This is a genomic window from Methanofollis sp., from assembly GCF_028702905.1.
Lineage (GTDB): Archaea > Halobacteriota > Methanomicrobia > Methanomicrobiales > Methanofollaceae > Methanofollis.
The window spans coordinates 1-13,214 of sequence record NZ_JAQVNX010000057.1 but is presented as its reverse complement, the minus strand read 5'-3'; the positions used below and the strand labels follow the sequence as shown (position 1 = coordinate 13,214).

The window sequence follows — 13,214 nt, the reverse complement described above, 5'->3', positions numbered from 1 at the left end:
TATATGGCCGTCTCCGATGCGGTCTGGTTCACCGCCGACCCCTCGCCTGAGGCAAAAACGTTCTGGGCGGAGGTCGACCCCTCGCTCAAGACCGAGGAGGGGGTGGCGGAGGTCATCGCCGCCTCCGGCCTCGACCTCGTCGGATCGTTCCGCCTCCCTGCGGAGGCGTGGTGGGAGCACCTCTACCGCCCCCTCGAAGCGAGGCTCGATGAGTTTGCGGCCGAGTACGCCGGCACCCCCGGTGCGGCGGACCTCGTCGAGAGGACGCACAGGGAGATCGCCGTGTACAGGGCGCACAGCGCGGAGTACGGCTACGTCTTCTTCGTGATGCGGGGGTGAGGGACGACACCCCGATATTTTTACTGTAAACTACCGTAAAGGGGAAAAATGCAACAGTAACCCGCCTCACCCCACCTCGCCGGCCGCCGCCCTCTCCACCAGGCGCCCGTCCTCGATCGCGTACACCCGATCGGCGAGGGCGAGGAGGGCGGTGCGGTGCGTGATCATGACCACCGTCCTCCCCTCCGCCAGGTCGGCAAGGGACGCCTGCAACCTCTCCTCGGTCCGGGCGTCGAGGGCCGAGGTCGGTTCGTCCAGGATCAGGATCGTGCTGTCCCGCAGGAACGCCCGCGCCACCGCGATCCTCTGCCTCTGCCCTGTCGAGAGCTGCATCCCCCTCTCGCCGACGACCGTCTCGTAGCCGTGCGGGAAGCCGAGCACCTCCTCGTGGACCTGCGCCTTCTCTGCGGCCGCCACCACCTCGTCCCGCCCGGCCTCCGGCCTCCCGTACCTGATATTCTCCTCGACAGAGGTGTGGAAGAGGAAGAGGTCCTGCGAGACGACGGAGACCTGCTCCCGCACCCAGCGGGGGTCGAGGTCGGCGAGGTCGCGGCCGTCCAGAGTGACCGTGCCTGCTGTGGGGGAATAAAATCTCAGGACCAGGTTGATCAGGGTCGTCTTCCCCGCGCCCGTCCGCCCGACGAGGGCGACGACCTCGCCCGGCCCGACGGTGAAACTGACGTCCCGCAGCACCTCCGTGCCGTCCGGGTACGAGAAGGAGACGTCCTGAAACGCGATCCTCCCCGCGACCGTCGCCGGCGCGAGTCCCGCGGCCTCCGTCTCTGTCCCAAAGAGTTCCCGGAGCCTTTCCGCCGAGGTGACGACGGGCTGGAGGACGACAGGGAGAGAGAAGAACGTCCGTGCGGCAGCCGAGAAGGTCACGATATACGCGATATACGCAACAAAGCCGCCGACTGTCATTGCCCCCGCGATGACCTCCTGCCCGCCGACCCAGACGACGGCGAGGAGGAGGAGGAACTGGGTGCCGAGGAGGGCCTGGCCTGAGAAGGAGGCGAGCATCGCGTTCCGGACCCGCATCCTGATCACGCCCCGCAGGGTCGCCACCACCCGCCCAACCTCCCTCTCCTCGGCGGCATGGGCCTTCACCGTCTCGATGCCCGCGAGCACCTCCTGCAGGTCCCGCGAGACATGGGCCTCCCTCTCCCTCTCCTGGTAGGTGACGGCGCGTATCCGGCTGAGGAAGACGAGGTTGGCGAGGAGGAAAAGGGGCGTGAAGACGATCAAGAGGAGGGTCAGCCTGGCGCTGAGGGCGTAGAGGATGACGAGAGAGAAGGCGACATAGAAGACGTTCGAGATGATCTGGGGGAGGAACTGGGAGAAGAGGTACTGCATGACCCCGACGTCGCCGGAGATGCGGGACATCAGGTACCCTGTCTGGCCTGCCTTGAAGTAGGGGAGGGGGAAGCGGAGCACGTGGTCGAAGAGGTCGGCCTGGAGGCCGAAGGTGTACTCCTCCCTGAACCGCACGAGAAGATAGGTCTGGAGGAGTCCGAGCACCCCGACGGCGGCGCCGAGGACGAGCATCGCCAGGAGAAGAGTCGGCAGCGAGAGGGTGAACGGAGTCGTCGGCGGCGCCGCACCGGCACCCGGCACCAGGTAGTCGAGAAAGATCTTGCCCGAGAGGGGGACGAGCGCCCTCAGGCCGACGAGGACCATGGTTATGGCGAGGCTGACGGCCCCGAGTTTCCAGACCGGCCGGAGGTACGGGAGGAAGAAACGGAGGTCGCGGTACCGGAACTCCGTCTTCTGCGGGGCGGCGAGGACCTCCCTCACAAAGGCGATGCTTCGGCCCGTTCTCTCCGCTGCTCCTTTCATCTCTCCGTCATCCTCCTTCTCATTGCTGAGACGGCCGGTCGCTGCCCGTGCTCCACCGCCCGCTCGATCTCTCTCCAGCCGATCCCGTCGTGAATATCTCACTCAACGTGCTCGAGGACCGGCCGTTTCAGGCGGTTTCCCTCTTTCTCCGCCCCATGCACCAGACGGGTTTCAGGGAATACCCCGGCCCGCTCAGCTTCCTCGCAGAACCAGAATGGCGCCCAGAAGTCGCCGCTTAGATAATAGTTCTGCGCGAGGCAGCTCCCGAGGCACCGCCCTTTCATTAGACAGCGTCTGCACACTCCTGTCAATCCCTCCGGGAGCCGTTCCCTGATCTCGTTTAGGACCGGCGTCCGTTCCCAGACATCTGCGAGCCGGTCTTTTCCGGCATGCCCGAAAACCATTTCGGGCACAATCTCCCCGATCCCGCAGAGTGCATACGATCCGTCGGCGATCACTCCGAGGATTCCGTGGATTCCGCAGACCCCGCAGACCCCGCAGCCGTCCCCGTCACTCCCGAAGATCCGCCCGAGTGGTCTGAAGGCGGGGGGGTGGCCGTAGATGAGGCGAACGTCGGTGCGGGACGCCAGTTCGTCCTCTACCCACCGCCCGAGAGTGACCAGTTCCTCGATTGTCAGGGCCTCTCCTCTGGCATGCATCGTCTCACCCCTGGCCGTCGGTTGCATGAGATTGAATTTCACGGAACCTGCACCGAGCGACCTGGCGAGTCGTACAACCGCATCAAGCTGGTCCTGATTCCGTTGCATCACCGTCATGATCACCTGGGGCCTGAGCCCCGCCGCCGCGAGATGCCCGACCCCTGCACACGCCGCCGCAAAACTCCCGGGAACGCCACGGACCCATTCATGCGTCGCCGCATCGGCGCCGTCGAGGCTCACCGAGACAAAGGCACCTTTACACGAAGCGAGGATCCGCGCAATCTCAGGTGTCATCAACGTCCCGTTGGTCTCGACAACGAGCCTGAGGCCTTCGTCCCGGACAAATGTTACGATCTCCGCGATTTGTGGGTGGAGGAGAGGCTCGCCCCCCGTGAGTTTCACGCCGGTGAGACCGAGTGGTTGCGCCTCCCTGATGATGGAAACAAAGAGGTCGAAGGGGAGGAACGATGTGGCCGTGGTTGCGTTCAGGTACCCGGGCGCGATCCAGCAGTGGCGGCACGCGAGGTTGCACTCGTCGGTGAGGTAGAAATAGAGTTGATGCAGTGGGTATCCCGAGTTTTCGTCCTCCTGCACCAGTCCCCTGCCGTTCATGCTTCTCCCTCAGGCAGTCGTCCTCCGGCCTCCAGGAATCGCCGGAGGCAGGCGTCAGGGCTTGGGTGATAGGCGTCGCCCAGCAGAGTGGCGGCGAGGGCCGGGCAGTTGCCGGTACAGTAGGGCATGTACGGACAGCCCTGGCAGAAGGGGAACTGCTCGAGCGGGATCTCCCGCCGGCTTCGCATCCGTTGTATCTCGGGGTGGGTGCGCCAGATCTCCCCGAGATTGTCCCGGTTGATCCGCCCGAGTTCAATATGGCCGAGCAGGATGCAGGGGACGATCGCCCCGTCGGCCCTGACGGCGATTTTGCTCATGGCACAGCCGCAGCCGGTGAGATGGCCGCCGCCGGGAAGGGGCGCCCGCCCCTCGCGCCGGGCTCGTTCCATCTTTAGCCAGTGTTCCGCCTCGGCGAGTGGGCCTGCGGTGGCCGAGATCCGTCCCCCGTACCTCCGGTTCAGACCGAGCAGCGTCGCCATGGCGGCTGTGCGGTCTTCGGGGGTGAGCTGGACGGCGTCGGCATGCTCCCGGCAGAGACCGAAATAGGACGCTGCGTTGGTCGAAAAGGAAGGGAGACCGAGGTCTTCCAGCAGGAACCTCGCGATCGCGTCGATGTCGTTGACATTCTTTCTATGGACCGTCACCCGCACCGAGACCGGTACCCCCTGTTCGTGCAGACGGGAGATGCCCTGCACCGCACGGACGAACGTTCCTCTCCCCCGGAACGAGTCGTGGACTTCAGGGGTCGATCCGTCGATGGAGACCTGTACGGTGTTGCACCGCCCGGTCCCGGCGATAAATGCCGCCAGTTCGTCGGTGATCCGCGTCCCGTTGGAGAGAATAGAGAAGCGCATCCGGTTTTTCACAATGCCGCCAATAAGTTCGGGAAGATCGGGTCGGCAGAAGGGTTCGCCGCCCTGGAGGGTGACGCCCATCACGGCGCACCTGTTCAGTTCCTCGAAAAATTGCAGCCACTCGCCGGTCGGGAGATCTCTGCCGGCGTCGCCGGCGCTCGAGAAATGGCTGCAGTAGGTACACCTGAGGTTGCAATGGTGGGTGATCGCGAGATCGACGGTGCGGGGTGTGTGCATCACCCCCACCGCCGCTTCATCCGGTTCCATGGGGTGTCACATCCCGCCCTGCAAAACCCTTCTCTGTGAGTTCGTCTATAAACGCTGTAATCTCGGTCGCCGCCCCACCCGGGACGTCGGAATAGGACTGCCTGACCGCCTCGCAGATCTCGTCCTGAGTGTGCTTTCCGTCCAGCAGTTTCCAGACATATGCTCCTGTCGGGTTGAGGCCGTAGGCCTCGCCGGTGTCGGGATCGAAGAGGATTGCCCAGTCGTCGAATTCCTCTCTGAAGACGATACGCGGATTTCCAAATATATTATTGCCTGTTCCGACCATCACCCCGGGTAATCTACATTATAATATAATTGCCTTTCGATGTCCATTTGCCGTTTTGATGGTTGCCGGTGTACCGGATCCGGGACTCGAGACCTGTCTGGAAGGGATCGCCATCAGATTGTGGTGCCGCTGTCTCTTCGACCTTCTTCAGCGCCGTTTATCAAAATAAAATGAGAAAAATCATTCTCAAATGGCTTTCAGATGGATAATAGTCGTAGTATAACAATAAATTACTCTATTTTAGACTGGCGTCGCATACATGGGAAACCTGCGGATGAAACCATAAAAAATATTATATATTATATTGTCCAGATGAGGTCATGAGACGCGGGAGTCATTTCAGTCGGGTCATGAACACTGAAAGAGTACAGGAGAAAGGGGGTATTTTGATGAAAACTCGGGCATATGAATCACCACGATTGATCGATCTCAGGGCACATGAGAAGACGATGGGGTATGGTCACCACTGCGTCACGGGGAGCGCACCCGCCGCTGTAAATTGTGGGGTGGGAAACTATGCCGTTGCATGTCATGCCGGTGGAGATGTCGGTGAAAATTAATTTCGGGACAGATTGCAGAGGCCCGTTCGAACGGGAGCGACGAGCGGCATAGCCGACCCGTTCCCTCAGGTGCCGGGATCGCACCCGGGCATGAAGGAGTCGTATCTTCGGGAGAGATCCGAAAAACCGTGATGGGGACCATAGCGATTGAGAATGTCCTGGAGCGACCGCACCATATGGTACCCTTTCACTCTTGCGGACGGAAACGGGTGGGCATTCGGAGCAGAAGACGATCTCCGGAGCTGGATGGCACGCTTCGCAACGGTCCTGAAACTTGATGAGGGCCCCGCAGACGGCAAAAGAAAAATTCTCTTCACGCAGCACCCTCCCTCGTCGCCGGTCTGGAAGTACCGGGACCTCAGGTATCTTAGAGTCTGGTCACATGCCGGTTGGCCCGGTTATCTCATTCAGATTCTCCGATTGCAGGATCAGGGTTCATCCATTGATTACTTCAGAATGAGAGACACTCTCTCTTTTCTCTGTACCGAACTTTTGCCTTCGGGTGCACTTCCCCTGCATGCCGCCTTTCTCTCCCGCAAAAACGACGGCGTCGTGATCGCCGCCCCCGGCGGGACAGGGAAATCCACCTGCGCCGCCCGGGCCCCCCCGCCGTGGGAGGGACTCGGTGACGATATGGCAGTCATTGTCAGGGACACGAATGGCGCATATCACGCGCATCCTCTTCCCACATGGAGCGACCTTACGATGCGGGGCCATACTGAAAAGACCTGGGACCTGCGGGGGAACCGTCCTATCAGGGCAGTGTACTTCCTGGAGCAGGCCGACCATGACGCTGCGGTTCCGGTCGGGCAGGGAGAAGCAGCCGTAGAGATCACAGCCTCGGCCATCCAGATCATTCAGCTGTACCTGCGGCATCTCGATACGCCCGCCGCCCGGAGATTCAGAGCGGACATCTTCGCAAATGCATCGACTCTCGCCTGCAGGGTCCCCGCGTTCCGTCTCAGTGCCACGCGCCACGGCCGGTTCTGGGAAGAGATCGAGCGCTCGATGGCCTCGTGCGCAGAAGGACGGGGGACGAACTGATGGAACGGTTCGCGCGCATCTTCCCCGACAGACCGGGCCTCATCACCTATGTCGGGCCGAGCATGTACCCGACTCTCAAGACTCTCGACCTCCTCCGCTATCGTCCCTGTGATGCCGGGCGCGGGATCAGGAGAGGAGACGTGATCCTCTTCCGGCCCCCCGGACGCAGCCGGATCGTCATCCACCGCGTCGTCGCGGTCACTCCCTGCGGGATACGCACACAGGGCGACAACAATCTCTCCTGCGATCCCTATCTCCTCGCGGGCGATGCCATTCTCGGATGCGTCGTCTCTGCACAACGGGGCGGAAAAGAGGTGGCTATCCGTGGCGGTGCGGCAGGGTGGTGCCGCGGCAGCGTTCTCCGCTTGCGCCTTCGTGCAGTGCATGCCCTCGCCGGCGTCCTGCGACGCCCCTGCGATGCCCTTGCCGGGAGATGCCCGGTGCAGCCTCCTCTCCTCCGGGTCGTCGCTTTCCGGCGAAGGGGGGGCACCGAACTGCACCTCCTCTGTGCCGGGCGATCGATCGGATGCCTGCCCGCCGGCGAGAGGCGCTGGCGGATCCGGCGACCTTTCGGGCTCATCGTGAACGAAGAAGCGCTCCCAGGACCAAACCCTGAGGGTGAGCATGAGTAACCCTGCCGGTGTCCCGGACGCGACATCGGTTATGAGAGAACTTCACAGCACATATTGCCTCTGCGGAGAACCGAGAAACGGTCTCCTCTCAGTCCCGGACGTACTCCTGCTCTACCTCTCTTCGGTTCTGCGGAATGATCAGACCCCACCCCCTGAGTGCAGCCCGGAGGCATGGCAGTCTCTTCTCCGCCACCTGTATCCGCACTGGGCAACGCCTATCCTGTACGGGTACCTTCGTGCATGGGATGAGGAGTGCCTCCCGCCTGCGGAGGTCATGGAGATGATACGCCGTGACTATCTCATGGGCAGGGTCCACTCCGTCCAGATGGACCGGCAGCTCGGTGAGATCCTCACCGCAGCAGAGGATCACGGGATCAGGATGCTGATATTGAAAGGCCCTGCTCTTGCCCGATCTCTCTACCCCGACCCTGCGATGCGGGGCGGAAGCGATCTCGACGTGCTGGTCTGTCCCGAGCAGGTGGAAGAAGCCGAGTCTCTCCTCACGGCTCTTGGATACCGATGCGATGAGAATAAATTTGCAGTCTCCAGCAACTATTATCATGAAGAGACCTTTTACCCGGATAGAATAGATCCCGGGCATGTAGCGGTCGAAATCCACTGGAGATGCACGCCTTCGCTGGGTTTCGTCTCTCCAATCCCCTTGGAGGAACTCTTCTCACGGGCTGTTACCGTCCGCACAGGTCACCTCACGTTTGAGACCCTCGCCCCGCGGGACGCCTTCCTTCATACTGCACTGCACACGGTCGTCGGCCACACGCGGAGCATCCGCCTCATCTGGATCCATGACATCGCCCTGCTCGCCGGCCGGCTCAGGGTTCCGGAGGACTGGGCGGCGGTGAGTGAGGCGAGTCGTGTGTGGAGGGCGCGGAATGCCGTCGAGATCGCCCTCACCATGGCGCGGATCTGGACAGGTTTCACCCCCCCGCCGGGATATGATGACTTCACACGATGGCCGACGCCATCCGACGAGGAGGAGGCGATCTGGCCCGCCCTCCTGAAAAAAGACGATTCGGTTCCCTCCTATCTGAAACTCAAGGTATCGGCGCTGCCCGACAGAAGAGAGAAGATCCAGATGCTGAGGTATCTTGCCGGCCGCCACCTGAGGAATTGGTTCCGATAAGAACAGATGCCACAGAACAGGGCGATGGCGTGAATCTCCGACTGACTGGCCGCGAGATCCCGAAATTCGGTGGATGGAGGAGGAATCTTCTCTCTCATGGAGAGATGATGGGAATTTTCCGGACATTGTGCGATCTCTATAGACTATAGTAACCAATATATGGTATTTGATAAATTTTATCACCCCCCTGGCCTGAAGGACTCCCATGGATGTTCCTCCTGCACAGGGGGCCCTACACCCACCTCTGTCCGGCCCTTTCGGGAAAGACACGCCCGATCCTCCTCCCGGAGGCCCTGGCGGTCGCATGTTCGGGTGCGCGACCAGGCGCTCGACAGGGTGCGGGCGTGGTCGGAGAAGAGGCTGATCGACCGCAGCTGGAGGTCCCAGGACTGGACGACGGCGTCGTGCCGCCTCATCTATCTCCCCTTCTGGATGCTCACCGCCCATGTCGTCGGTTCTGTGAAGGGCTACAGGATCGAATCCGACGAGACATCGGACACCGAAGTGCCGATGGACAGGACACTTGACAACGACTTCATCTGGACCGGGACGGCCTGCAGGTCGGGCGACATCGGCGTCTGGTGCCTCAGCACCCTGTTCCGGGAGACGCAGCCTCTCGCGACAGACATCGAAGGGATGGCAGAGGCGACCGTCCCCCGGGCCGACGCCTTCTCCGAGTGCATGCGTGCCCTCCCCGGGGCCGTCCTGGAATATTGCGGTGTGCCCTACATCACCGCCCACGAGATACAGATCCAGGAACCGGAGGGCACCCTTGTCCTCTACCCCTTCTGGATGATCGGGGCCGCGTCCGCCGACCCGACATATTTCGCCCTTGTCGACGGTGTCACCGGCGGCCTCGTCTCTGCCCGTGCACCCGGAGACTACCTCAGGCGTATGGGCTCTCTCCTCGCCGCCATGGCCCTCAGCGTCCTTGGAGTCACGATCTTCATCTCTGTGCTCCTCTATTTTGCCTCGAATGCGAACCGGTTCAGCTCCACCGCCTTCCAGGCATGTGCTCTCCTTACCGGAATGTTTCTGATCTTCGGGTTTTCTTTTTGCCCGGGCTCATTATGTCTATGACGCCTTTGCCTTCTTCAGGCATGGTTCCGAGGTCACCTATGGCGAGGTGGACGGCGGATATAACACGTCTCCTTCTCCCCTCTATGCACAGGCCACCCCGACATATCACAACATCTTTGCCGGCTTTGTTTTGATGGTCCTCGGCGGATTTTTTTCCATCTGGTTGGGGTCATGGGAGAGTGCGGTCATTGCCGTCGTAGGGGCGGTCCTCTATTTCCCCTTATCTCTGTCGATGCCCGGGACCGCCCGGGTCGAGGACCTCGTCGCTCCCGGTTATACCCGTGAGGAGGTGGACTGAATGGCGTCTCCGCCCTCAGGTATGGTCAGGAATGCGCTCACGCAGGAGCAGGTCGTCGACGTCCTGCGGCAGTGGTGGCGTGAGGGGCCGAAGGCCCGCGACCTCGACGAGGCCGGGAGTGTCACTGCCTCTTCTCTGCTGTACGCCCCTTTCTGGAGCACGACCTGGGAGGTCACTGCCTGCGTGGCCGTCCCCCTGCCGCTCGCCCCCATGATCTCGCCTGTGCACTGTGTCGTTCCCAGGGTCATCGCCTGGACGGACATCGCCTGCCCTGTCGATGCCGTCGGGGTCAGGTTCCTGCCCAGACTGGCCGGAGAGGTGCTGCCCCCCGGCAGGTGTCCAGGCCCGGAGATCCCCGTGAGCGTCGATGAGGGCGATGTTCTGCCGGGACAGAAAAAAGCGGTCGAAAGGCGTGCGTTCACAATGCTTGTGGAGCAGGGCCCCCATTATCCCTCCGAAGAACTCCGGACCGTCCTCCTGGAGAGCGCCCTCGTCTCGTACCCCCTCTGGGTGGTGCACTACTCCTATGGAGATCGGTCCTACCAGGCCACCATCGACGGCGTGACCGGGGAGGTGCTCGCCGGTACGGCGCCCGGCGACCTGCGGGCACGCCGCCGCGCCGGTGCCAGCGCCCTCCTCGTCTGCGCCGTTGCGGTTGCCCTGAGTCTCTGTCTCCTTCTGATCTTCCCCCTGATCTTCGCTGTCTATTATATCGTCATCATCGGTATTGTCTGCTTTATCATCGTCGACTGGTATCTCCGCTTTGTCAGGTACGGCTCGGTGCTTGTCAGCGGGCAGGCCGAAGGGGGGTACAGGTACGACGAAGGCCCGCCGTCACCACTCCGGCCAGCTCCTCCCTGAACGCCTCCCACCCCTCATCCGTCGCGAGGGGGTGGGCGAGGCTGATCGACCTGACGAGGAGGGGGATCGTCCGGCCTGAAAAGTCATGCCCTCGAGGGACGCCTTCTGTCGATAGGGAAAGAATTCTTCAGGCCTCCCGCCCTCGGAAAGCCCCCTATAGACTATATTCCTGCATATAGTATATTTCGAGAACATTTATTTTCGATCTTGCATCCTGGAAATGTACCGAGAATCTTTTCCGGGATCTATCATGACCGCGTTGCCGGATGCGACGTCCTGCCCATACTGCGACGGCTCCCTTCCATCTGAGGAGCGGCAGGCCCCTTCTCTCTGCGACACCTGTCTCGCAAAGATAGAGAGGGACGCTCGACCGGTCCTCTATACGAGCAGGATCACGCGGGACCAGGCGCTCGACATTGTCCGGACCTGGTGGGAAGACCCGTTGATCGCCGGTGACCTGGCGACGAAGGCGCAGACGATCGAGTGCTTGCTGAACTGTCTTCCCTTCTGGAAACTCTCGGCCCACGTCGCCGGCCACGTGAAGGGCTACCGGATCGAATCCAGCGATAGCTCAGAGGAGAAAGTGCCGATGGACGTAGACCTCGACAACGACTTTGTCTGGACCGGGGCCGCAAGCGATACGGGCGGTCTCGGAATATATTATATCCGTAATCCGAACTGTGAAACGGTGTCCTCATACGCCTGCACCGGACGTGTCTCGGAGGTAACCGTCCCGCCGGCAGAGGGTTTTGCAGAGGGGCTGAGAGCACTGCGCTATGGAGCGTTGCGTTATTCCCGTGTACCCCACGTCACCGCAGACAAGGTACGCCTCCGGTCTCTCGAGGGCGGTCTGATCGTCTACCCGTTCTGGATCGTGCGGTACGCATATGCCGGTCGCACCTATTTCGCCGCTGTCGACGGGGTGACCGGCGACATCATCGCCGGCCGTGCGCCGGGAAATATTTTCAAGAGAGCCTTCGCGTTCGTCAAAGCCATGGCCGTCACCGTCCTGGCCATCCTGATCGGGATCATGTACTTAGAATTTCTTATCCGTCTAGGGATGTCTGACCCCGGTCTGATTATCGCGATTCTTTTCTTTTTTACTAGTATTCCAGCACTCTTCGTTTTCATCTGCGTCCAAATTGCCTGTGACCGCTTCGCTCTCTCCCGCTATGGTGCCGAGATCAGCTGCGGCGAGGTGGACGGAGGGTACCGCTCTTCCTCGGAAGATATACCTTCAAAGAACACCGTAAAGATCGCCGGTATCGTTCTTGGATTATGTTCCATGGTCATTGGCGGATCTGCTTTCTACCATAATGTGGGGTGGCAGGCACTGTTCCTGGCCATCACAGGACTGGTGGCGTATATCGTCGCGTGTATGTCCCTGCACAATCCGACGTGGGGGACGGCCAGCAGGCGGTGGGTGCATGAGGACTATCCTATCGAGGCGGCGACATGACTCCCCTCTCGCCCTGCCGTCTCTCCGGGCGTCCGCCGATACCGTCCGGCACTCAGCCTCGTAATCCTGTCTCTATAATATATAGTGCCATAGATGATACGTCGATAACCTTTATTCCAGGAATTGAATCTCCAACCAACTATATGATCTCAACCATAACTTGGCGGCGTCCTGGAATCATCCGGGGTGCCGTCATTCAGGGATAGTATGACGGACGGGTTTGAGGAGACGGCGTCCTGTCCGCACTGCGGCGGCCCCCTTCTATCCGAGAGGTATCCTGACCCCTCTTTGTGCGATGCCTGTCTCTCAGAGATCGAAGAGAGCACTCGATCGCTGATCTTCACACGCACGACCGGCAGAGATCGGGCGATCGAAGCGGTGCGTGCCTGGTGGGGCGGCATCCTGATGGCATGGGACCTGAAGGATCGGGCCCGGGTCATTGACTGTCAATTACACTATTTCCCTTTCTAGAGCCTCACTGCCCATATAACCGGTTTTGTGAAGGGTCACAGGACCGAATCTCGCGAGGACTATGACGTCAAAGTGCCGATGGAAGAATACGTCGACGACGACTTTGTCTGGACCGAGATCGCCCATGATGCGAGCGATATCGGGATCTACTATCTCCACAATCTCAGCGGCGAAACCGGGCCCTACGATATCGAGGTCTTCACCGGACGAGTCTCTGAGGTGATCGTTCCTCTGGCAGACGCCATCTCCGACGGTATCACCGCTCTCGAACACGGGGTGCAGAAGCGTTCCGAGATCCCCACCATCACGGCGTACGAGGTACATTTCTCCGATTGCGAGAACGCTCTCCTCATCTATCCTTTCTGGATTCTGCGGTATACCTATGCCGGCCGCACCTATTTCGCCACGGTCGATGGGGTGACCGGCGACCTCGTCGCCGGCCGTGCGCCCGGCAGTCTGTTCTGGCGGGTCTGTGCGTTCGTCGCCGCCACGGCTGTCAGCATCCTGGCGGTCCCTGTGTGGATCTATCTTGTTGAAGCGTTATTTTTTGATTCGAACGGTTATTTTTCGGAAATTTTTGGCGACATTTTAGGATTCGCGGGTATTCTCGCAATCCTCATGTCCGCTGGCTGGGGCATTGTCCTCGACGCCTTCGCCCTCGCCCGGTATGGTGCCGAGATCTCCACCGGTGATCTGCACGGCGGGTACAGGTTCAGGTATACCTCGGAGCATGTGCCTTCAAGTAATGCGAGAGCGATCGGCGGTATGCTTCTCGGGTTCGGCATAATGATCGTCGGAGGGTTTGTCTTTTTCAA

At 61.0% G+C, this 13,214-nt stretch carries 13 protein-coding genes and 1 pseudogene; 9 read left to right on the top strand and 5 right to left on the bottom strand.

What is annotated here, in order from left to right; genetic code table 11:
• Positions 1 to 339 (top strand): annotated as a pseudogene (locus PHP59_RS07995) (SAM-dependent methyltransferase); the annotation flags it as partial.
• A 66-nt stretch (positions 340 to 405) separates the two neighbouring features.
• Here the strand turns inward: PHP59_RS07995 and PHP59_RS07990 are convergent.
• From PHP59_RS07990 to scmD, 4 genes are all read right to left on the bottom strand, one after another.
• Positions 406 to 2,175: an ABC transporter ATP-binding protein gene (locus tag PHP59_RS07990; protein WP_300165791.1), complete on the bottom strand. Its 1,770-nt coding sequence runs from the start codon at positions 2,173 to 2,175 to the stop codon at positions 406 to 408.
• Between the two features lie 98 nt (positions 2,176 to 2,273).
• On the bottom strand, positions 2,274 to 3,446 hold the full coding sequence (gene scmF / locus PHP59_RS07985; RefSeq protein WP_300165789.1) for a SynChlorMet cassette radical SAM/SPASM protein ScmF: 1,173 nt from the start codon (positions 3,444 to 3,446) through the stop codon (positions 2,274 to 2,276).
• Complete coding sequence (scmE, locus tag PHP59_RS07980; RefSeq protein ID WP_300165787.1) at positions 3,443 to 4,567, bottom strand: SynChlorMet cassette radical SAM/SPASM protein ScmE; 1,125 nt, start codon at positions 4,565 to 4,567, stop codon at positions 3,443 to 3,445. Before scmE ends, scmF begins: the two co-directional genes overlap by 4 nt.
• Positions 4,554 to 4,853 carry a SynChlorMet cassette protein ScmD gene (scmD, locus tag PHP59_RS07975; protein ID WP_300165785.1) on the bottom strand — a complete coding sequence of 100 codons (300 nt, stop codon included), beginning with the start codon at positions 4,851 to 4,853 and terminating at the stop codon, positions 4,554 to 4,556. The genes scmE and scmD overlap by 14 nt, the downstream gene beginning before the upstream one ends.
• Positions 4,854 to 5,566: 713 nt before the next feature.
• Here scmD and scmC point away from each other — a divergent pair.
• From scmC to PHP59_RS07940, 7 genes are all read left to right on the top strand, one after another.
• The gene (gene scmC, locus PHP59_RS07970) at positions 5,567 to 6,457 is read left to right on the top strand and encodes a SynChlorMet cassette protein ScmC (protein ID WP_300165783.1); all 891 of its coding nucleotides are present in this window, start codon (positions 5,567 to 5,569) and stop codon (positions 6,455 to 6,457) included.
• Positions 6,457 to 7,089 carry a hypothetical protein gene (locus tag PHP59_RS07965; RefSeq protein ID WP_300165781.1) on the top strand — a complete coding sequence of 211 codons (633 nt, stop codon included), beginning with the start codon at positions 6,457 to 6,459 and terminating at the stop codon, positions 7,087 to 7,089. The genes scmC and PHP59_RS07965 overlap by 1 nt, the downstream gene beginning before the upstream one ends.
• On the top strand, positions 7,082 to 8,230 hold the full coding sequence (locus tag PHP59_RS07960; RefSeq protein WP_366943740.1) for a nucleotidyltransferase family protein: 1,149 nt from the start codon (positions 7,082 to 7,084) through the stop codon (positions 8,228 to 8,230). The genes PHP59_RS07965 and PHP59_RS07960 overlap by 8 nt, the downstream gene beginning before the upstream one ends.
• Before the next feature lie 312 nt (positions 8,231 to 8,542).
• Positions 8,543 to 9,310: a hypothetical protein gene (locus PHP59_RS07955; protein ID WP_300165779.1), complete on the top strand. Its 768-nt coding sequence runs from the start codon at positions 8,543 to 8,545 to the stop codon at positions 9,308 to 9,310.
• Between the two features lie 46 nt (positions 9,311 to 9,356).
• Complete coding sequence (locus PHP59_RS07950) at positions 9,357 to 9,608, top strand: hypothetical protein (RefSeq protein ID WP_300165777.1); 252 nt, start codon at positions 9,357 to 9,359, stop codon at positions 9,606 to 9,608.
• Positions 9,609 to 10,469 carry a hypothetical protein gene (locus tag PHP59_RS07945; RefSeq protein ID WP_300165775.1) on the top strand — a complete coding sequence of 287 codons (861 nt, stop codon included), beginning with the start codon at positions 9,609 to 9,611 and terminating at the stop codon, positions 10,467 to 10,469.
• A 250-nt stretch (positions 10,470 to 10,719) separates the two neighbouring features.
• Positions 10,720 to 11,928: a hypothetical protein gene (locus PHP59_RS07940; RefSeq protein ID WP_300165773.1), complete on the top strand. Its 1,209-nt coding sequence runs from the start codon at positions 10,720 to 10,722 to the stop codon at positions 11,926 to 11,928.
• Between the two features lie 149 nt (positions 11,929 to 12,077).
• Here PHP59_RS07940 and PHP59_RS07935 read toward each other — a convergent pair whose 3' ends face one another.
• The gene (locus PHP59_RS07935; protein WP_300165771.1) at positions 12,078 to 12,368 is read right to left on the bottom strand and encodes a hypothetical protein; all 291 of its coding nucleotides are present in this window, start codon (positions 12,366 to 12,368) and stop codon (positions 12,078 to 12,080) included.
• Between the two features lie 58 nt (positions 12,369 to 12,426).
• On the opposite strand from PHP59_RS07935, the gene PHP59_RS07930 reads away from it, so the two are divergent.
• The coding region (locus PHP59_RS07930; RefSeq protein WP_300165769.1) for a hypothetical protein at positions 12,427 to 13,214 on the top strand (788 nt) is incomplete at its 3' end.